The sequence below is a fragment of the Campylobacter sp. US55 genome (assembly GCF_004378955.1).
Taxonomy (GTDB): domain Bacteria; phylum Campylobacterota; class Campylobacteria; order Campylobacterales; family Campylobacteraceae; genus Campylobacter_D; species Campylobacter_D jejuni.
Genome location: NZ_RYYF01000001.1, coordinates 266205 through 286282 on the forward strand (window position 1 = coordinate 266205; position 20078 = coordinate 286282).

Below are 20078 nucleotides of genomic sequence, written 5' to 3' on the forward strand. Positions count from 1 at the left end.
TATGGAGAATATTTTTAGCAAAGATTCTGATATTGAACTTGTAGATATAGAAAATTCTATAAAAAGTAGTTATTTAGACTATTCTATGAGTGTTATTATAGGTCGTGCTTTGCCTGACGCAAGAGATGGTTTAAAGCCTGTTCATAGAAGAATTTTATATGCTATGCAAAATGATGAGGCAAAAAGTAGAACAGATTTTGTCAAATCAGCCCGTATAGTGGGTGCTGTTATAGGTCGTTATCACCCACATGGAGATACAGCAGTTTATGATGCTTTGGTTAGAATGGCTCAAGATTTTTCTATGAGATATCCAAGTATTACAGGACAAGGCAACTTTGGATCTATAGATGGTGATAGCGCCGCTGCGATGCGTTATACTGAAGCAAAAATGAGTAAACTTTCTCATGAGCTTTTAAAAGATATAGATAAAGATACGGTCGATTTTGTTCCAAATTATGATGGTTCAGAAAGTGAACCTGATGTTTTACCTTCTAGGGTTCCAAATTTATTATTAAATGGTTCAAGTGGTATAGCTGTAGGTATGGCGACAAACATCCCGCCTCACAGTTTAAATGAGTTGATAGATGGACTTTTATATTTGCTTGATAATAAAGATGCAAGCTTAGAAGAGATTATGCAGTTTATTAAAGGTCCAGATTTTCCAACAGGTGGAATAATTTATGGTAAAAAAGGTATTATAGAAGCTTATCGCACAGGGCGTGGTCGCGTGAAAGTGCGAGCTAAAACTCATATTGAAAAAAAGACAAATAAAGATGTTATTGTTATAGATGAGCTTCCTTATCAAACCAATAAAGCTAGGCTTATAGAGCAGATTGCAGAGCTTGTTAAAGAAAAGCAAATTGAAGGAATATCTGAAGTAAGAGATGAGAGCAATAAAGAAGGAATCCGCGTTGTTATAGAGCTTAAACGTGAGGCTATGAGTGAAATTGTTTTAAATAATCTATTTAAATCTACCACTATGGAAAGTACTTTTGGTGTGATTATGTTGGCAATTCACAATAAAGAACCTAAAATTTTCTCTTTGTTAGAACTTTTAAATCTTTTCTTAACCCATAGAAAAACAGTTATTATTAGAAGAACGATTTTTGAACTTCAAAAGGCAAGAGCAAGAGCTCATATTTTAGAAGGTCTTAAAATTGCACTTGATAATATAGATGAAGTGATTGCTTTAATTAAAAATAGTTCTGATAATAATACCGCAAGAGATTCTTTGGTAGCTAAATTTGGTCTTAGCGAGCTTCAAGCGAATGCTATTTTAGATATGAAACTAGGTCGTTTAACAGGACTTGAAAGAGAAAAAATCGAAAATGAACTTGCAGAATTAATGAAAGAAATTGCAAGACTTGAAGAAATTTTAAAAAGTGAAACCTTGCTTGAAAATTTAATTCGCGATGAATTAAAAGAAATTAGAAGTAAATTTGATGTGCCACGTATTACTCAAATTGAAGATGATTATGATGATATTGATATTGAAGATTTGATTCCTAATGAAAATATGGTTGTAACTATTACCCATCGTGGTTATATTAAGCGTGTGCCTAGTAAACAATATGAAAAGCAAAAACGAGGCGGAAAAGGAAAATTAGCCGTTACGACTTATGATGATGATTTTATAGAAAGTTTCTTTACGGCAAATACACATGATACGCTTATGTTTGTAACAGATCGTGGACAACTTTATTGGCTTAAAGTTTATAAAATTCCTGAAGGCTCAAGAACGGCTAAAGGAAAAGCAGTGGTAAATCTTATTAATTTACAAGCTGAAGAAAAAATCATGGCTATTATTCCAACTACGGATTTTGATGAGAGTAAATCTTTATGTTTCTTTACTAAAAATGGTATTGTAAAGCGTACAAATTTGAGTGAATATCAAAATATCAGAAGTGTAGGAGTTAGAGCGATCAACTTGGATGAAAATGATGAGTTGGTAACTGCTATTATTGTTCAAAGAGATGAAGATGAAATTTTTGTCAGTGGTGGTGAAGAAAATTTAGAAAATCAAGAAATTGAAAATTTAGATGATGAAAATCTTGAAAATGAAGAGAGTGTAAGCACACAAGGTAAAATGCTCTTTGCAGTAACCAAAAAAGGCATGTGTATCAAATTCCCACTTGCTAAAGTACGTGAAATCGGTCGTGTAAGTCGTGGGGTGACGGCTATTAAGTTTAAAGAGAAAAATGACGAATTAGTAGGTGCAGTTGTTATAGAAAATGATGAGCAAGAAATTTTAAGCATAAGTGCAAAAGGTATAGGAAAACGCACCAATGCTGGAGAATATAGATTGCAAAGCAGAGGTGGTAAGGGTGTAATTTGTATGAAACTTACAGAAAAAACCAAAGATCTTATTAGCGTAGTTATAGTAGATGAAACTATGGATTTGATGGCTCTTACAAGTTCAGGCAAGATGATACGTGTTGATATGCAAAGCATTAGAAAGGCAGGGCGTAATACAAGTGGTGTCATTGTAGTTAATGTGGAAAATGACGAGGTGGTTAGCATCGCTAAGTGTCCTAAAGAGGAAAATGATGAGGATGAGTTAAGCGATGAAAACTTTGGTTTAGATTTGTAATAAGCTTAAAGTTGGAACGCTTATTGCTTTTTATTTTACTAATTACAATATTTTGAAGGTGTAAAAATGAAAAAAATTTATTTTATGCTAGCAATAGCAGGAATTTTCGCTGGTTGTGTACCAAGTGCAAACAGTGCAACTAAAAATTCAAGTACAAATAGCACTGCTCCATCTCAAGATGTTATCGTGCAAAAAGTCGATAAAGATGATGTGCGTGATATTATCAGAGAAGAAAAAATGTTGGCTCCAGATGCTAGCGAAACGGAACTTAGTTTTACAGCAGTTGGTGAAGGGATTGCTCCGATGAATACAGTTTCTACTGCTCAAGCCCTAGCTTTAGCAAAAAGAGCAGCGATTACAGATGCTTACAGACAGCTTGCAAGTAAGCTTTATGGTGTGAAAGTGAATGGTAAAGACACTGTAAAAGATGCAATGCTTAGAAGTTCAACTATTACTGCGCAAGTAAATGGTTTGATAAAAAATGCAAGTATTATTGATGAGAATTTTAATCAAGGACTTTATAGAGTAAACTTAGAACTTAAAATCGATGCAGACAAGTGGAAAGAATTGTTTGCTTATTAATTTTTCTTAGCTTTAAGCTTTTTGCCCAAGATGAATTTATTTTTTGGGCAGAGCTTTCTAGTAAAAATTTCATTCTCTTTCATCAAAATCAAAATTTATCCTTAGCAATGACGCAAAGTGAAAATGTTGAAGAACAATGGGTATGTGAAATTTCTTATAGTGATCAAGATTTAAAAGTTTTACCTCGAACTTCTTTAGGATTAATTGATGATAATATGCCAAAAACAATTAAATTTAATTTTTTAAATTCTCATAAAGATGAGTTAAGTGATTGCTTTATAGGAGCTAAAATCAGTGTTAAGGATATTGTTAATACCGATTTATTACGTGCTCAAAGTGAAACTTATATTAAAATTTTACCCTTGCGTTTTACCGTGGAATTTGGCGAACAAAATGCGATAATTTATTATCTTAAAAAAAAGTAAATTCAAAATTAAGCGCAAATTGGATACTATAGCAGAAATTTTTTAAAAGGCTTAGGATGAATTTAGTCATAGTAGAAGATGATATTAATATGCGCAAATCCTTAGAAATTGCATTAGCAGAGTATGAAGAATTTAATATTAAATCTTATAAATCTGCTACTGAAGCTTTAAAAAAAATAGATGAGAATACAGATTTGATTATTACAGATATTAATATGCCAGGAATTGATGGCATAGAATTTGTTAAAGCCTGTGAAAATAAATATGATTTTATTATTATGACAGGAAATGCTACTTTAAGTCGTGCTATAGAAGCGGTTCGTTTGGGAGTAAAAGATTTTTTAACCAAGCCTTTTGATGTTGATACTTTAGTCGAGGCTATTAAGCGTGCTAAAATCATAAGAGAAAAAACAGCCGATAAAAAAAGCAAAAAAAATGAAAAAAAAGAAGAAAATAAAGATTTTTTTTCAACTTCTCCTAATTTAGAAAAAACATTAAATTTAAGTCAAAAAGCGGCTAAAACTGATGCCTCTGTAATGTTTTTTGGAGAGAGTGGAGTAGGAAAAGAGGTATTTTCTCGTTATATTCACACTCATTCTAAACGCTCTAATAAGCCTTTTGTTGCTATTAATATGGCAGCCATTCCTGCAAATTTGATTGAAAGTGAGCTTTTTGGTTTTGAAAAAGGTGCTTTTACCGATGCCAATGCAACTAAAATAGGGCTTTTTGAAATGGCTAATGAGGGTACTTTGTTTTTAGATGAAATTGGCGAAATGCCTTATGAAATTCAAGCCAAACTTTTAAGAGCTTTGCAAGAAAAAGAAATTACGCGACTTGGAAGTACGAAAAGCATCAAAATAGATGTAAGAATTATCAGTGCAACTAATGCAAATTTAGATGAAAAAATAAAAAATGGCGAATTTCGTTCAGATTTATATTATCGTTTAAACACTGTTCCTATTAATATCCCGCCTTTAAGAGAGCGCAAAGAAGAAATTTTAGGTATAGCTCAAAAGGTTTTAGAAGATACTTGTAAAGAATATGATTTTAAAGAAAAACAGCTCAGCCAAGAAGCTAAAAATGCTTTACTTGAATATGATTTTCCTGGTAATATTAGAGAATTAATATCCGTTGTACAAAGAGCTTGTATTTTAAGTGAAAATGATGAAATTTCAAGTGAAGATTTGTTCTTAGAAGCTAGAAGTATAAAAAAAGATGTAAAGAATTTAGAGAAAGAATTGATTTGTGAAGTTCTTTTAAGTGTAGATTATGACAAGGATCAAGCTTCTCAAATTTTAGGTATGGATATAAAAATTTTAAATGAAAAAATTAAAAAATATCAAATAAAGGATAGGTAATGTCAAAAAAACAAAAAATAGCCATTGTGGGTGCTACTGGTGCGGTTGGGGAAGAGCTTTTAAATGTTTTAGATGAACTTGATTTTCCAGTGGAAAGTATTTTACCTTTAGCAAGTGCAAAAAGTGTAGGTAGTGAAGTAGAATTTAAAGGCAAAACTTATAAAGTCAAAGAACTTACTGAAAATGTATTTAAAGAAAATCCTATTGATATTGCTTTTTTTAGCGCAGGTGGAAGTGTGAGTGAAAAATATGCTAAATTTGCAGTAGAATCGGGTGCTGTTGTTATTGATAATACAAGTCATTTTAGAATGGAAAAAGATGTTCCTTTGGTGGTTCCTGAATGCAATCCTGAGGATATTAAAGATTGGAAAAAAACAGGGATTATTGCTAATCCAAATTGTTCTACTATACAAATGGTACAAGTTTTAAAACCTTTAAATGATGCATTTAATTTAAAGCGTGTTGATGTAAGTACCTATCAGGCTGCAAGTGGAGCAGGAAAAGAAGGAATGCAAGAATTGGTTGAAGCCATGCAAAGTTTTTTTGCTTTCAAACTTGATGAATTTGAACCTCAAACTTTTCCTTATACTTTAGCACTTAATCTTATTCCACAAATTGATGTTTTTATGGATAATGATTACACTAAAGAAGAACTTAAAATGGTCAATGAAACTCAAAAAATTTTACATAAAAATTTAGAAGTTTCAGCAACTTGTGTAAGAGTGCCTGTTTTAAGAAGTCATAGCGAAGCCATTACTATGCATTTTGAAAAAGAAATAGATGTAAAAAAAGCTAAAGAAATTTTAGAAAAAGCACCAAGTGTTGTTGTCATAGATGATCCTAAAAATAAAAAATACCCTATGCCTTTAATGACTAGCGATACTAATGAAACTTATGTAGGAAGAATTCGTGCTGATGTGTATGATAAAAAAATACTCCATCTTTGGTGTGTGGCAGATCAAATTCGTGTAGGTGCTGCAACAAATGCTGTGCGTATTGCGCAAAAATGGCTAGAATTAAAAAATAAATAAGGAAAAAAATGTTAGAGAAAATATTTGAATCTTTACTTGTTAGAAGTCGTATTGTTACAATTTTACCCGTAATTTTTGGTTTAGTGGGTGCTTTTGTCTTGTTTTTTATAGCAAGTTATGATGTTTTAAAAGTTATATTTTATACTTATAATTATTTTTTTGATGCAGGTTCTAATGTGGATTTGCATGAGGATGTGGTGGCTTTGATTATAGGAGCTGTTGATCTTTATCTTATGGCTTTAGTTTTGTTTATTTTTTCTTTTGGAGTTTATGAGCTTTTTATCAGTGAAATAGAAGAATTTAAACAAACAAAACAAAGCAAGGTTTTAGAGGTGCATAGCTTAGATCAATTAAAAGACAAGCTTGCAAAAGTTATCATTATGGTCTTAGTGGTAAATTTCTTTCAAAGGGTTTTACAGATGAAATTTGCTACTCCTGTGGATATGGCTTTTCTTGCTGGATCGATTTTAGCTCTTTGTGTAGGACTTTATTTTTTACATAAAGGTGGTCATTAACAAGGATTATCTTTTTTTGATATAATCGTTTTTTGTGTTTAAAGAATAAAAATGAAAAAAATATTTTTAATTGGTATGATTTTAAATCATTTTGTTTTTGCAGCTCCGTTAGATGAAGTCTTTAAAGATATAGAAGTTTCAGGGACTGTTCGTTATCGCTATGATATTAAAAAAGAAAAAAAATACAACAAAAAAACACATAGATATCAAAATAAAACACAAACGGAAATTACAATAAAATAAGGAAAATCATGATTATACGATGGTTGTTTATTAGTTCAATATTTGTTGTTGCGCTTTTTGGTATTAACTTGAAATCATTTTTTACTTATACCTTTGATGCAAATAAGCAATATGATATGGAAAAAGCGAAGGCTTTGTATTTTCAAAATAAATGCAATACTTGCCATGGAGATAATGCTGAAAAGAGTGTTATAGGATCTAGAATTTTAAAAGATATGTCTCCTGAGGATATTAAAGGAGCTTTGATAGGTTATACTCTTGATAGTAGCAGTTCTACAACAGCTTCTCAAATGGCTTTTTATGCTAGAAATTTAAGCCACGAGGATATAGATAATATTATTGCTTATATTAAAGGTGGAAATTTTGCGCTTGATTTGCAAGCAAAAGACCTTCTTGAAGAAGAACCTGCGCAAAAAACAAAACATAATATATTTCTAAAATAAAATGTAAAAACTATAATTAAAAGGAATGCTATGAAAAAACTAACTTTAACTTTAAGTGTTTTAACTATGGTAAATTGCCTATATGCTAAGGATATTAATATAGGGGTAGTTTTACCTTTAACTGGAACTGTGGCAGCTTATGGGCAAGATGTTTTTAACGGAATTGAACTGGCCAATAAGCTACAACCAAAACTTTCAAATGGAGATGTTATTAAACTTATCACAATAGATACAAAAGGAGATAAACTTGAAACTTCAAACGGAGTTAATCGTTTAATAGCAACAGATAAAGTCCTTGGGATTATTGGTGAAGCTACAACTCCAAATACCATTCAAGCTATTTCTATAGCAGAAGAGAAAAAAATTCCTCTAATAGCTCCAGTGGCATCTGGAGATAAATTGCTAGATAAAAAGAAATATGCAAGTAGAGTTTGTTTTAAAGACAGTTTTCAAGGAGATAAATTTGCTACTTATGTATCTAAGGATTTAGGGCTTAAAAATGCTGTTATCATCATAGATCAAAGCAATGTTTATTCTTTAGGTTTGGCAAGAGCTTTTGAAAATTCTTTTAAGAATAATGGTGGGAAAATTATAAAAAAACTTGTTATTAATTCAGGAGATAAAGATTTTAGAGCTGTGGTTTCTCAACTTAAGAGTTTAAATCCTGATTTTGTTTATATGCCTATTTATCATCCTGAAGCTGCTTTAATTGCGAGACAAGCAAGACAAATTGGTTTTGATAAACTTTTAGCAGCAGGAGATGGTGTTAATAATCAAACTTTTATAGATCTTGGCGGAAGTGCTGTTAATGGAGTAATTTTCACTGATAGTTTTGATTATAACAATCCATCTACACAATTAGGAAAAGATTTTGTTGCAGCTTATGAGAAAGTTAAAGGAACAAAAGAACTTCCAGCATTTTCGGCTATGGGTGCTGATGCGTATTTTGTAATGTTGAATGCTATGAATGCTTGCGTTGACAATCTTAGCAGTGAATGTATTAATAGCAAAATTCATCAAACTAAAGATTTTCAAGCTGTTGGTGGTGTGATTAGCATAGATGAAAGCGGTAATGCTATTCGTTCTGTTGTGATTAAAGAAATTCAAAATCAAAAACAAAATTATAAAACAATTATAAATCCATAATTACTAAAATAAAGGTAGAGAATGAAAAAAAGTTTAATTTTAGCAAGTATTCTAAGTTTAAGTTTAAGCGCTGCGGAAGTCAAAATAGGAGTTGTTTTACCACTTAGCGGAGCTACTGCAGCATATGGACAAAGTGCACTAGAAGGGATTAAACTTGCAAATTCAATGCAATCAACTTTAAGTAATGGAGATAAGGTTTCTCTTGCTATTATTGATACTAAAGGTGATAAATTAGAATCTTCGAGTGGAGCAAATCGTTTAATTTCTCAAGATAAAGTTATAGGTCTTATAGGGGAAATGGTTACTGCTAATACATTGCAAGTTATGCGCGTAGCAGAAGATAATAAAATTCCATTGATCGCTCCTGCTGCAACTGGTGATAGATTGCTTGATAAAAAAATATATTCTTCTCGAGTATGTTTTATGGACAGTTTTCAAGGTTCATCTTTAGCAAAATATGTTTTTTCAAAACTTAATTACAAAAGTGCTGTTATTGTAGTAGATCAAAGCACTGACTATTCCTTAGGTTTAGCAAAAGCTTTTGAAAAACAGTACAAGTCTAATGGCGGTCAAATTCTTAGAATTTTAAGAGTTAATTCAGGTGATAAAGATTTTAGAGCTATTGTAGCTCAAGTTAAAAGTTTAAATCCAGAATTTATTTTTTTACCGCTTTATTATAGTGAAGCTTCTTTGTTTGCAAGACAATCAAAACTCGCAGGTTTAAATATTCCTATGGGTTCTGCAGATGGAGTTGCTGATCAAACTTTTATTAGTTTAGCTGGAGATGCAAGCGAGGGTTATATTTTCACAGATAGTTTTGATGCTAATAATCCAACTACAAAATTAAGCAAAGAATTTATCAGTGTTTATGAAAAAGCTAAAGGAACAAAAGAAGTTCCAAATTTTTCAGCTATGGGTGCTGATGCGTATTTTGTAATGCTAAATGCTATGAATGCTTGCGTTGAAAATCTTACTAGTAAGTGTGTCAATGAAAAAATTCACCAAACTAAAAATTATCAAGGTGTTTCTGGTGTTATCAGTATTGATCAAACAGGAAATGCAACTCGTTCTGTAGTGGTTAAAGAAATTAAAAATCAAAAGCAAAATTATAAAGATATTATCAATCCTTAAAGGAAAAATAGAAAGATTATGGATTCTACTTTATTTTTACAACAACTTGTTAATGGACTTAGTTTGGGCAGTATGTATGCCCTTATTGCTGTTGGCTATACTATGGTTTATGGCGTGTTAAGACTTATTAATTTTGCTCACGGCGATATTATGATGGTTGGTGCTTATGCAGCTCTTTTTTGCATGACTAATCTAAATGTTCCTTTTCTAGGAGCTTTATCTTTGGCAATGATTTTTGCTGCCTGTGTTGGAATAGCTACAGATAGAATCGCCTATAAACCTTTAAGACAGGCTCCTAGAATTTCATTGTTGATTACAGCAATTGGTATTAGTTTTTTCTTGCAAAATCTTTTTAATATGCTTTTTACTTCAACACCTAGAACTTTTACACCGCCAAGTTATTTTGAGGAAAGTGTTAATTTTGGTGGAGTGATAACAACTTATGGTTCTTTAATGGTTCCTGCTCTTACATTTGTTATTTTAATAGCAGTGTTATGGATTTTGTATAAAAGTAAATATGGTATAGCTATTCGTGCTTTGGCATTTGATATACAAACAGTAAATTTAATGGGTATAGATGCAAATCGTATTATTGCTATAGTTTTTGCCCTAGGTTCAGCTTTGGCAGCAGTTGGGGGTGTTTTTTGGGCTGCAAATTATTACTCTGTTGAACCTACTATGGGAACTTTAATAGGTTTAAAAGCTTTTGCTGCTGCAGTTTTAGGGGGTATAGGTTCTGTAGTAGGTGCAGTTTTGGGTGGACTTATTATAGGATTTACTGAAGTTGTTGTTGTGGCTTTTTTTCCAGATTTATCAGGCTTTAAAGATGCATTTGCTTTTATTTTTTTGGTGTTTATATTGTTATTTAGGCCTACGGGAATTTTAGGTATAAATTTTGAAAAGAGTAGGTTTTAATGATGGTTAAAATTAAGGTTTCACATTTAATCTTTTTAATTGCTTCAATTATTTTTATTTTCATTTCTCCTTATATTTTTGGGGACTATGGATTAAACATTGTTAATCAAATTGCTATTTTTATTATTTTGGCTGTGAGTTACAACCTTATTAATGGTGTAACTGGACAATTTTCACTAGAACCCAATGGATTTGTTGCGATTGGAGCTTATGCGGCTGCTTTAGTTCTTTTGAGTGCTGATGCGAAAAATGATCAGTTTTTTTTAGATGGTCCTAGTTCTTTTATTTTAGCCATCCATTCAAATTCCTTTATTCTAGCTTTAATTGTAGCTGGAATTTGTTCATCTTTACTTGCCCTGATTTTGGCTTTTGCTGTATTTCGCGTGAGAGGGGATTATTTGGCTATTGTAACTTTAGGCTTTGGAATAATTATTAAAATAGCTGCTATTAATTTTCCTTCTATTACTAATGGCTCAAGAGGACTGGTAGATATTCCACAATTTTCCACGATTTATTGGACAGGTGGTATTGCTATTGTAGCGGTTATTTTAATTTTAAATATAGTTTATTCTAAATATGGTCGTGCAATGAAGGCTATAAGAGATGATGAAGATGCTGCAAGTGCTATGGGAATAAATACTTTTTGGATAAAAACTTTAGCTTTTAGCACTTCAGCATTTTTAGAAGGTGTAGGTGGGGGACTTTTGGCTTGTCTGTTGACTACCGTATCTCCAACTCAATTTGATTTTTTACTTACTTTTCAGCTTTTGATTATTATTGTTTTAGGCGGACTTGGTTCTACTACAGGTGCTATTATAGGTGCGATATTAGTTATTGGTGGAAGTGAGTGGCTTAGATTTTTAGATGAGTTAAATATAAAAATAGATTCTTTAAATCTTGATATCCAATCAACGCCAGGGCTTAGAATGGTTGTTTTTTCTATTGTTCTGATTTTAGTAATGCTTTTTGCAAGAAAAGGCATAATGGGTTATTATGAGTTGAGTGATGTGATTAGAGGGATTAAAAAGCGTTTTAAAAGGAGTGAAAAATGATTTTGGAATTAAAACAAATTTCAAAAAGTTTTGGTAGTGTTAAGGCTATTAATGAAACTTCTTTTAAAATCAATGAGGGTGAAATTTTTGCTTTAATTGGACCTAATGGGGCTGGCAAAACAACTCTTTTTAATATTATAACAGGTAACTATAAACCTAGTTCAGGTTCGGTTGAATTTCTAGGAGAAAGAATTGACCACTTAAAACCTCATAAGATTGTGCATTTAGGAATAGCTAGAACATTTCAAAATATTAGGCTTTTTTCAAGCATGAATGTGCTTGAAAATGTTCTTATTGGTTTTAATAAACAAATGAAATATAATATTTTTGAAGCCTTTTTGCATTTAGGGCGTTTTGGAAAAATAGAACAAGTATTTAAAGAGAAGGCTTATGCAATATTAGAAGAACTTGGTATTGCAGAATTTGCCAATGAAAAGGCTACTAGCTTAAGTTATGGACAACAAAGAAAAGTTGAGATTGCAAGAGCAATGGCTACTCAGCCAAGATTATTATTGCTTGATGAGCCAGCCGCTGGGATGAATAGCTCTGAGAGCGATGAACTTGCTGAGCTCATTTTTAAATTACGAAAAGATTATAAAATTAGCGTTTTGCTTATAGAGCATGATATGAAATTTGTAAATAAATTGTGCGATCGCGTATTGGTACTTGATTATGGAAAAACAATTTTTGAAGGTAAACTTTGCGATGCTGTAAATCATAAAGAAGTAATTGCTGCGTATTTAGGGGATTTTGATGCTAATAGTTAAAGATTTGCATGTTTATTATGGATTAATTGAAGCTGTTAAAGGGATTGATTTTAAAGTGGAAACAGGCCATATTGTTTCTCTTATAGGTTCAAATGGAGCAGGTAAAACTTCAACTTTAAATGCGCTTTTAAACTCAGTTAAAAGAACTGGTGGGGTTAATTTCTTAGGTTATGATACTAAAAGGCATTTAACTCATACTTTAGTTCAAAAAGGTATAGCTTTAGTTCCTGAAGGAAGGCGTGTTTTTATTAATTTAAGCGTAGAGGAAAATTTAAAAATAGGTGCTTTTAATAATGCTGAAAATTATGAGCATTTAAGAGAGCAAATGTATAAACTCTTTCCAAGACTTGCAAGTAAAAAGCATGCTTTAGCTGGAACATTGAGTGGAGGGGAAGCGCAAATGCTTGCGATTTCAAGGGCTTTAATGAGCGAACCAAAACTTTTGATGTTGGATGAGCCTTCTTTGGGACTTGCTCCAAAGATTGTGGGTGAAGTTTTTGATATTATTGTGCGTTTAAAAGAAGAGGGTATAACTATTCTTTTGGTAGAGCAAAATGCTTATTCTGCATTAAAAATAAGTGATTATGCTTATGTTTTGGAAAATGGTCGCATTGTAATGGAAAACGAGGCTAAAAATTTAATAGGTGATGATGAGATTAGAAAGAAATATTTAGGGCTTTAAAATTTAAAGGAAAAAGAATGAAAAATATAATAAAAAGCATAGGGGATTTAAGAGTTTCGGTTGTATTGTTTTTGCTTTTTGCGCTTTTTTGTGCTTTGGCAACTTTTATTGAAAGTGCTTATGGAACTCCTACGGCTTGGGCAATGGTTTATGATACTTTTTGGTTTGAATATATACAACTTTTACTTGGTATTAATTTACTATGCGGGATGTTTCGTTATAAAATGTTTGGGCTTAAAAAATTGCCTTTAATGATTTTTCATATTTCTTTTTTATTTATTTTAGTGGGTTCTGCAATGACAAGATATGCTGGTTTTGAAGGTATTTTACCTATTAGAGAGCATACTCAAAATTCACTTATAGAAAGTTCTAAGACTTCTTTGCGCATTTCTGCTATAAAAGATGGAGAACGCTATAGTGCGGTTAATGATCGTTATATAGGAAATTTGCCTTTTGCTAATTCTTTTAAACTAAAACTTAATTTAGGTGATGATCAAGCTGTATTAAAATATAAAGATTTAATCTTAAATGCTCATTATACTTATAAAGAAAATAATAATTCTGATCCTTTATTGGTTTTGATGCTTTCTCAAAAAGGATCTCAAGGTGTTGATGTTAAATTTGAAAAAGGTGAAGTTAAGAATATAGAAGGGGTTAATTTTGCTTTTATGAATGATAATGTTAAAGCACCTTTTGTAAAAATTGATGAAAATTTAACTTTAAGTTCAAGTGAAAACTTACATTTTCTAAGTATGCTAGATGGACAAAATTTAGACCTTAAAATTGGAGAAAAGGCAAATGCTAAGGAAAGAAGGCTTTATGAAATTAAAGATATTAGTTTTGTAGTTAAAGCTGCTTCTTTACACGCACAAGAAGCTTTAGAAGGTTCTAATAGACCTCAAGATGAAAGTTTTTGGTTATGGTTTAAATCTGCTTGGTTGGAAGTGGGTAGAACTATGTTGATTTCTACTTTTGGCGAGCCTCAAAATTGGAAAAATTCTTTATTATTGCATTTTAAAGATTTTGCTTTAAGTAATGAGAATAAAAACTTAGAATTAACTGGCTCTAATGCTTTAAAATTAGAATTAAGCTATAAAAATGAAAGTAAAGAATTTTATATTTTTGAATATAATAAACCTATTATGATAGAACTTGCAGGTCAAAAATTCTTTATTTCTTGGGCACTTTCTTATGAACAATTGCCTTTTGATATTTATTTGAGAGATTTTGTATTAGATCGTTATCCAGGTTCTATGTCTCCAGCTTCTTATGCAAGTGAAATTACCGTAAAAAATAATAATGAAAATTTTGATTATAGAATTTTTATGAATAATGTTTTAGATTATGATGGCTATAGATTTTATCAAAGTTCTTATGATCAAGATGAAAAAGGGACTGTTTTATCTGTAAATAAAGATCCAGGTAAAATACCAACTTATATAGGTTATTTTTTGCTTTGTCTTGGAATGTTTATGAATTTTTTAAATCCACATTCTAGATTTAGAACTTTGGCAAGATTAATTAATAAAGACACTTTAAAACATGCAAGTGTGATTATTTTTATTTTATTGCTATCTTTTGGTTCTGAAAAGACTTTTGCTCAAGATTTAAATTCGACCTTACCTGTGGTAAATACTAATCATGCTAAAGCTCTTGCTACTTTAATAGTTCAAAAATCAGCAGATGGAAGAATGGTGCCTTTTGATACGCTATCAAGAGAAATTTTAGAAAAAATTCATCAAAGTGATAGCTATAAGGGTCAAAATTCTAACGCTGTTATGCTTTCCATGCTCGTTGATGTAGATAAATGGCAAATGGAACCTTTTATTTTAATGCCACAAAATCAAGCAGTTCGTGATGCTATTGCAAATATTTTAGAAATTCCTAGCACTAAATATATTTCTTATAAAGATTTCTTTGATGAGAATAACCGATATAAACTTCAAAAATATGTTGAAAATGCAAATCGTAAAAACCCAAATGCAAGAGGAGTTTTTGATAAGGAAATTATAAAACTAGATGAAAGAGCTAATGTTGTAAATTTAGTTTTTAGTGGTGAATTATTTAAATTTATTCCTGTTCAAAATAATCCAAATAATGTTTGGCTTGCACCTTTTTCTGCTGTAACTACTCTTAAGGGGGATGAAGGGCATATTGTTTTGGCTTTAATACAGAATTATTTTAGTGCTGTGGAAAATGCTTTTAAAGATGGTAATTGGACTAGAGCTGATGAAGGCTTGAAATTTATCAAAGAATATCAAGAAAAAATAGGATATAAAGTCATGCCTAGTAAAACCAAGGTTGAAATGGAAATTTTTTCTAATAAGGCTGAAATTTTCGTTAAACTCGCTCCTGTATATTTAATTGCGGGTTTTTTACTTTTGATTCTTGTTTTTTCTAAAATGGTCGTACCGAATTTAAAAATCTCTTTTATATTTAAAGTGGTATATGTTTTAAATGTTTTAGCTTTTGTAATTCATACAGTAGGTCTTGGACTTCGTGCTTATTTATCAGGTCATGCTCCATGGAGTAATGGCTATGAAAGCATGGTGTATATAGCTTGGGCATTGTCTTTGTCGGGTATATTTTTCTCTAGAAAAAGTCCTATAGCCTTGTCATTAACTTCTATTTTATCCGGTGTTGTATTAATGGTTGCACATTTAAGCGAAATGAATCCGCAAATTACAAATCTTGTTCCTGTGCTCAATTCTTATTGGCTTAGTATTCATGTATCTGTTATTACTGCTAGTTATGGATTTTTAGGACTTTGTGCCTTACTTGGTATCTTTACACTGTTCTTAATGTGTTTTCTTAAGAAAGATGGAAAATATAATCTTAATATTTTGAGAAATATTACAGAGGCTACAAGAATTAATGAAATGGCAATGATTTTTGGACTTTGTTTGCTTACTGTAGGAAATTTTTTAGGTGCAATTTGGGCAAATGAAAGTTGGGGGAGATATTGGAGTTGGGATTCTAAGGAAACTTGGGCTTTAGTTAGCATTTTGGTTTATGCAGCAATTTTGCATCTTAGAATGATTCCAAAATATTGTAATCAATTTGTGTTTGCTTTATGGAGTATGTTTGCTTATTGGGTTATTATTATGACTTATTTTGGAGTAAATTACTTTTTAACAGGACTTCATTCTTACGCTGCAGGCGAAGCGGCTCAAATTCCTAATTATGTTTATTGGGGATTTGCATTGATGGTGGTTTTAGCTCTTTTTGCAAGAAGGAAGCGAAATTTTGTAGGCAAACTGTAAATGAGCCATATTTTTTTGGTTATTTTTTGTGCTGCTTTAGCGCTTTTATTGTTTTTAGGCATGATTGCTTATCTTATTACAAGTGATGGCAAAAAAACAATTAAAAAGCAAAAAACTAGCCAAAAGCAGCATGTAGCTGAAAAGACTAAAAAATTTGATACAGACTTAGATAAAATGATAATTGCTGCTTCCGATGTTAAGCTAACGGATATTGAATTAAAAGAACTTGCCAAACTTTATGTGCAGACACATAAACTTGGTTCAAAAACTTCTAAAGAATTAGATGAACCAACAAAAAAGAAACTAGAATTTGTTTCTGCTTTGGCTGCAAATATTAATGCAAGTGCACAAACAGTAAGTTACTTAAATAAAGAACTTAAGAAAATTTCTGGATCTTACAAAAAAGAAATTGATGCTTATGAGCATATGGGATTAGCTAAAAGAAAAATTAAAGAAGATAAATAATATGGTGCGCTCAAGAGGATTCGAACCTCTGGCCTTTTGAACCGCAATCAAATGCTCTATCCAGCTGAGCTATGAGCGCAAAAATAAGTTAAAATTATATATAAATATTCTTAAAATAAGCAAAATTTTGCTTATTTTGTTTGTTTTTTAGCTTTTTTACCTTCATCTAAATCAAATTCTTTAGTCTTTTTTGAATGATAAAATATAAAACCTACAATCAAAATACAGCAAATCAAAGAAAAAATATAAAGTGTACCATAAGGGCTATCTTTGAAAAAAAGATTATTAGTATTCATTCCAAAAAATCCTACGATCAAATTTAAAGGCAAGAAAATAGAAGAAAGTATACTTAAAAGATAAATACTTTTATTCATTTTTTCATTTTTAATTGCACTTGTTAATGCATAAAGAGTATCAACTCTTGCTAGATGTTCTTTGGTGTTTTTACTCAAGATGCTAATGGATAAATTTAGAATTTTTAAATGTTTTTTGTATTGCGCTTGTTCGCTAAGCAAAAGATTGAAAGCTTCGCTTAGAAGATTGATTTGCTTTAGATTTTTGTTGATTTTTTGTCTTAACACAAAGGATTTTTTGTAAAAATTTTTAACAAAACCACCTTTTAAGATAATACCTTCTTTGTGTTCTAAAAGGTTTTGAAAATGAGTATTTTGTACTTTAAAATCTTCTAAAATGGATTTAATAAAATTTGAAAATTCTTCTATACTAGAAAGCTTAAATTCTTCATCTTGAAGTTTATAAATTTTTTCATCGTTAAAAAGCCAAGTTTCCAAATTTAATCCCACATAAACAAAAATTTTTTGTCCATAAATTTCACTATAGAAAGTTTCTAAATTCTTTGCTTGTAGGATTTTTTTTAGATTTTCGTGTAGTTCTAGCATTTTATTTGCCTCTTAAGTGATAAAAATTTCTTTTAAATTGCGTAAAAGAATTATTCAAAATTGCTTCACGCATCTTTCTTGCAAGTTCAAGATAATAATGTAGATTGTGCAAACTTGCCAAACGAAAAAAAGTAAGTTCTTTAGCTTTGAAAAGATGGTTCAAATAACCCCTTGAAAAATTACGACAAGTATAACATGAGCAAACAGGATCTATAGCTTCATGATCATTGATAAATTCTGCTTTTTTGATATTAAATTTTCCAAAACTTGTGAAAAATGTTCCATTTCTTGCATTTCTAGTTGGCATCACACAGTCAAACATATCTACTCCTCGCTCAACATTTTCTACCAAATCTTCAGGCGTTCCTACGCCCATTAAATATCTTGGACGATTTTCATCTAGATAAGGGTTTAAGTTTTGGACTGTTTCGTACATCAAGGCGTTTTCTTCGCCCACGCTAAGCCCACCTATAGCCAAACCATCAAATGGCATTTCATTTAAACTTAAAGCGCAACGCTTTCTTTCTTCATAATCTGTACCACCTTGGATAATACCAAAAATATTTTGCCCTATACCTATACCTTTATTTTGCATACTTTTATGATAAGTAATAGCCTCTTTTGCCCAAAGTATAGTGCGATCAACAGAAATTTTAACCCTTTCTTTGGTTGCGGGTAGGGCTACTAAATCATCTAAAATCATCATAATATCAGAGTTAAAATCATATTGAGTATCTAAAACACTTTTTGGAGTAAAAAGATGACGACTCCCATCGATGTGACTTTTAAATTCTATACCTTCGTTAAAATGTTTGGAATTTTTACTTAAAGAAAAAGCCTGAAAACCACCACTATCGGTTAAAAAACTTCTATCAAATTTCGTAAAACCATGTAAACCTCCAAAATCTTTTACCACTTTGGAAGTTGGACGCAAGTACATGTGATAGGTATTTGCTAAAATAATTTTTGCATCAAGCTCGTTTTTCATATCATTAGCATCAAGACTTTTAACCGCTCCTACTGTGCCAACAGGCATAAAAACAGGGGTTAAAAAAGTGCTGTGTGCGGTAATGATTTCACAAACCCTTGCCATTCCATCTTTATGCTTTAATTTAAATTCCATTTGTTATAATTTCCTTTTTGGAGTTTAAAATGAATAATATTTTAATTATAATAGACGGTATTTTAGCAAAGCATTTCTTAGAAAGGCTTTGTTTTGAAAAAGGCTTAGGTTACTTTTTTACAGTAGTGTGTCAAAATAGTGAAAAAAATAACTTAAATATTTCTAGTGAGTATATTGACTTGCATTATTTTGATCCTACAAGCACAGCGCGTCTTGAAAATATTATGAGTAAAGATTTTAAACAGGCTTTTATTTATATGCAAGATGAATTTGAAACTAAAAAAAGTTATGAGGCTTTGCGTTCTTTAAATCCAAATTTAGAAATAGAAATAATGGATTTTTGGGGGTTAAGTGTTAATGATACTCATGCAAATTTAGCTGATGCTAGAATGACTTTAAGCCGTAGATTTATGGATTTTTTACCAGATATTGCTTTAACAGCTCAGTATATAGGACTTGGGGTTGGAGAGATTATGGAAGTAAAAATTCCAGCAGGATCTATTTTTGCTTATAGGCACATAAGTTCAATACAACAAAAAAGGTGGCGCATAGTCCTTATTTATAGAAATTCTAAGATTTATTTTGTAAAACCATCTTTTGTTTTAGAGCCAAATGATAGCATTTTGATCGTTGGAGATCCTGTTGTTTTACAAAGTATTTTTCATAATATAAGAGGCAAAGCAGGGCAATTTCCTATGCCTTTTGGAAGTAATGTTTTTGCTTTAATTGATATGAAAAATATGAATCAAAATATGCAAGAAAGAGTGCTTGATACTACTTTAAAATTAACTCAAAAAAGCAATGCAAAAAGATTTTTTATACATGTTATCAATCCTAAATTAGGGGTAATGTATGAAAAATTAAAAAAACTTTCTGAGGATAAAGAAGGTGTGTTTTTTGATTATTTCAACACAGATTTTAAACAAATTTCCACATGGTTGCAAAATAATGATATAGGATTAGTTGTAACCGATATAAAAAATTTTGAGAAAGAAAAACAAGCTTTTTTTGATTTAAAAATTCCTATTATGAAAGTGGGTGAAGCTTCTTTTGATGAACTTAAAGAAGCGATTATTTTAAGTGCTGATGAGAGTGAACTTGAAAACAATGCAAATGTCATTACTGATTTAAGTAAACAGCTTGATTTTGGAGTTATTTTATATTATTATAATCCAAATTCTCAAAATACTACAGATATGGAGGAGTATTTTAGAAGTTTATCTAAGCTTTATGATAAAAATATACAAATTATTAATAAAAATGATGAAAACCCTCTTTTAAATTTGCAATATCGCGAAGATTTGTTACAATTTGTGAGTTTTCAAAAAGAATTACTAAATAGAGATTTTGGCAGAAATTTAAGTACAAATTTAAATAGGCATTATTATAAAATGAGACAAAATTACCAACTTTTCATACCAGTAGAATAAATAATTAATTAAATGTGA

19 protein-coding genes and 1 tRNA gene are annotated in these 20078 nt (G+C 30.8%); 17 read left to right on the forward strand and 3 right to left on the reverse strand.

Annotation, left to right across the window (positions count from 1 at the left end; genetic code table 11):
* The first annotated feature begins 1 nt into the window (after position 1).
* The 16 genes from gyrA (at position 2) to ELQ07_RS01430 (ending at position 16608) form a co-directional block, all read left to right on the forward strand.
* Positions 2 to 2590: a DNA topoisomerase (ATP-hydrolyzing) subunit A gene (gene gyrA / locus ELQ07_RS01355; protein ID WP_002870584.1), complete on the forward strand. Its 2589-nt coding sequence runs from the start codon at positions 2 to 4 to the stop codon at positions 2588 to 2590.
* A 66-nt stretch (positions 2591 to 2656) separates the two neighbouring features.
* Positions 2657 to 3172: a flagellar assembly lipoprotein FlgP gene (flgP, locus tag ELQ07_RS01360; protein WP_002919907.1), complete on the forward strand. Its 516-nt coding sequence runs from the start codon at positions 2657 to 2659 to the stop codon at positions 3170 to 3172.
* Positions 3148 to 3597 (forward strand): flagellar assembly protein FlgQ, encoded by a 450-nt coding sequence (gene flgQ / locus ELQ07_RS01365; protein WP_002853668.1) that lies wholly within the window; start codon positions 3148 to 3150, stop codon positions 3595 to 3597. The genes flgP and flgQ overlap by 25 nt, the downstream gene beginning before the upstream one ends.
* Before the next feature lie 56 nt (positions 3598 to 3653).
* Entirely contained in the window at positions 3654 to 4955 is a 1302-nt protein-coding gene (flgR, locus tag ELQ07_RS01370) for a fla regulon two-component system response regulator (protein WP_002892246.1), read from the forward strand.
* A complete protein-coding gene (locus tag ELQ07_RS01375) occupies positions 4955 to 5986 on the forward strand; it encodes an aspartate-semialdehyde dehydrogenase (RefSeq protein WP_002870587.1) in 1032 nt (343 codons plus the stop codon). The genes flgR and ELQ07_RS01375 overlap by 1 nt, the downstream gene beginning before the upstream one ends.
* Positions 5987 to 5994: 8 nt before the next feature.
* Positions 5995 to 6501, forward strand: a complete 507-nt coding sequence (locus ELQ07_RS01380; protein WP_070317111.1) for a YqhA family protein — start codon at positions 5995 to 5997, stop codon at positions 6499 to 6501.
* 51 nt (positions 6502 to 6552) lie between these two features.
* Positions 6553 to 6744, forward strand: a complete 192-nt coding sequence (locus ELQ07_RS01385) for a mini-MOMP protein (RefSeq protein WP_002853004.1) — start codon at positions 6553 to 6555, stop codon at positions 6742 to 6744.
* An 8-nt stretch (positions 6745 to 6752) separates the two neighbouring features.
* Positions 6753 to 7187, forward strand: a complete 435-nt coding sequence (locus ELQ07_RS01390) for a c-type cytochrome (protein WP_070317112.1) — start codon at positions 6753 to 6755, stop codon at positions 7185 to 7187.
* Positions 7188 to 7217: 30 nt separating this feature from the next.
* Positions 7218 to 8333 (forward strand): ABC transporter substrate-binding protein, encoded by a 1116-nt coding sequence (locus tag ELQ07_RS01395; protein WP_002867160.1) that lies wholly within the window; start codon positions 7218 to 7220, stop codon positions 8331 to 8333.
* Between the two features lie 21 nt (positions 8334 to 8354).
* Positions 8355 to 9464, forward strand: a complete 1110-nt coding sequence (locus tag ELQ07_RS01400) for an ABC transporter substrate-binding protein (protein ID WP_070317113.1) — start codon at positions 8355 to 8357, stop codon at positions 9462 to 9464.
* Between the two features lie 18 nt (positions 9465 to 9482).
* Complete coding sequence (locus tag ELQ07_RS01405) at positions 9483 to 10379, forward strand: branched-chain amino acid ABC transporter permease (protein WP_002852952.1); 897 nt, start codon at positions 9483 to 9485, stop codon at positions 10377 to 10379.
* Complete coding sequence (locus ELQ07_RS01410; protein WP_002893210.1) at positions 10379 to 11431, forward strand: branched-chain amino acid ABC transporter permease; 1053 nt, start codon at positions 10379 to 10381, stop codon at positions 11429 to 11431. Before ELQ07_RS01405 ends, ELQ07_RS01410 begins: the two co-directional genes overlap by 1 nt.
* Entirely contained in the window at positions 11428 to 12198 is a 771-nt protein-coding gene (locus tag ELQ07_RS01415) for an ABC transporter ATP-binding protein (protein WP_002893211.1), read from the forward strand. The genes ELQ07_RS01410 and ELQ07_RS01415 overlap by 4 nt, the downstream gene beginning before the upstream one ends.
* Positions 12185 to 12880: an ABC transporter ATP-binding protein gene (locus tag ELQ07_RS01420; RefSeq protein WP_002881782.1), complete on the forward strand. Its 696-nt coding sequence runs from the start codon at positions 12185 to 12187 to the stop codon at positions 12878 to 12880. Before ELQ07_RS01415 ends, ELQ07_RS01420 begins: the two co-directional genes overlap by 14 nt.
* 17 nt (positions 12881 to 12897) lie before the next feature.
* Positions 12898 to 16143, forward strand: a complete 3246-nt coding sequence (gene ccsA, locus ELQ07_RS01425) for a cytochrome c biogenesis protein CcsA (RefSeq protein WP_088303530.1) — start codon at positions 12898 to 12900, stop codon at positions 16141 to 16143.
* A 15-nt stretch (positions 16144 to 16158) separates the two neighbouring features.
* Positions 16159 to 16608, forward strand: a complete 450-nt coding sequence (locus tag ELQ07_RS01430) for a hypothetical protein (RefSeq protein WP_088303580.1) — start codon at positions 16159 to 16161, stop codon at positions 16606 to 16608.
* 2 nt (positions 16609 to 16610) lie between these two features.
* Here ELQ07_RS01430 and ELQ07_RS01435 read toward each other — a convergent pair.
* From ELQ07_RS01435 to tgt, 3 genes are all read right to left on the reverse strand, one after another.
* A tRNA-Arg gene (locus ELQ07_RS01435) sits at positions 16611 to 16687 on the reverse strand.
* A gap of 52 nt (positions 16688 to 16739) precedes the next feature.
* A complete protein-coding gene (locus ELQ07_RS01440; protein WP_038817424.1) occupies positions 16740 to 17507 on the reverse strand; it encodes a magnesium transporter CorA family protein in 768 nt (255 codons plus the stop codon).
* 1 nt (position 17508) lies between these two features.
* Complete coding sequence (gene tgt / locus ELQ07_RS01445; protein WP_070317117.1) at positions 17509 to 18630, reverse strand: tRNA guanosine(34) transglycosylase Tgt; 1122 nt, start codon at positions 18628 to 18630, stop codon at positions 17509 to 17511.
* A 29-nt stretch (positions 18631 to 18659) separates the two neighbouring features.
* Here tgt and ELQ07_RS01450 point away from each other — a divergent pair, with 29 nt between their 5' ends.
* The gene (locus tag ELQ07_RS01450) at positions 18660 to 20060 is read left to right on the forward strand and encodes a COG3400 family protein (RefSeq protein ID WP_002856550.1); all 1401 of its coding nucleotides are present in this window, start codon (positions 18660 to 18662) and stop codon (positions 20058 to 20060) included.
* The last annotated feature ends 18 nt before the right edge of the window (positions 20061 to 20078 follow it).

Bases quoted from the DNA above. Each gene is read 5' to 3' on its own strand.
- flgR (WP_002892246.1), top strand. From the start codon at position 3,654: ATGAATTTAGTCATAGTAGAAGATGATATTAATATGCGCAAATCCTTA.
- ELQ07_RS01420 (WP_002881782.1), top strand. From the start codon at position 12,185: ATGCTAATAGTTAAAGATTTGCATGTTTATTATGGATTAATTGAAGCT.
- ELQ07_RS01450 (WP_002856550.1), top strand. From the start codon at position 18,660: ATGAATAATATTTTAATTATAATAGACGGTATTTTAGCAAAGCATTTC.
- ELQ07_RS01385 (WP_002853004.1), top strand. From the start codon at position 6,553: ATGAAAAAAATATTTTTAATTGGTATGATTTTAAATCATTTTGTTTTT.
- ELQ07_RS01410 (WP_002893210.1), top strand. From the start codon at position 10,379: ATGATGGTTAAAATTAAGGTTTCACATTTAATCTTTTTAATTGCTTCA.
- ELQ07_RS01400 (WP_070317113.1), top strand. From the start codon at position 8,355: ATGAAAAAAAGTTTAATTTTAGCAAGTATTCTAAGTTTAAGTTTAAGC.
- ELQ07_RS01405 (WP_002852952.1), top strand. From the start codon at position 9,483: ATGGATTCTACTTTATTTTTACAACAACTTGTTAATGGACTTAGTTTG.
- flgP (WP_002919907.1), top strand. From the start codon at position 2,657: ATGAAAAAAATTTATTTTATGCTAGCAATAGCAGGAATTTTCGCTGGT.
- ELQ07_RS01415 (WP_002893211.1), top strand. From the start codon at position 11,428: ATGATTTTGGAATTAAAACAAATTTCAAAAAGTTTTGGTAGTGTTAAG.
- ELQ07_RS01395 (WP_002867160.1), top strand. From the start codon at position 7,218: ATGAAAAAACTAACTTTAACTTTAAGTGTTTTAACTATGGTAAATTGC.
- ELQ07_RS01380 (WP_070317111.1), top strand. From the start codon at position 5,995: ATGTTAGAGAAAATATTTGAATCTTTACTTGTTAGAAGTCGTATTGTT.
- ccsA (WP_088303530.1), top strand. From the start codon at position 12,898: ATGAAAAATATAATAAAAAGCATAGGGGATTTAAGAGTTTCGGTTGTA.
- ELQ07_RS01440 (WP_038817424.1), bottom strand. From the start codon at position 17,507: ATGCTAGAACTACACGAAAATCTAAAAAAAATCCTACAAGCAAAGAAT.
- tgt (WP_070317117.1), bottom strand. From the start codon at position 18,630: ATGGAATTTAAATTAAAGCATAAAGATGGAATGGCAAGGGTTTGTGAA.
- ELQ07_RS01390 (WP_070317112.1), top strand. From the start codon at position 6,753: ATGATTATACGATGGTTGTTTATTAGTTCAATATTTGTTGTTGCGCTT.
- gyrA (WP_002870584.1), top strand. From the start codon at position 2: ATGGAGAATATTTTTAGCAAAGATTCTGATATTGAACTTGTAGATATA.
- ELQ07_RS01375 (WP_002870587.1), top strand. From the start codon at position 4,955: ATGTCAAAAAAACAAAAAATAGCCATTGTGGGTGCTACTGGTGCGGTT.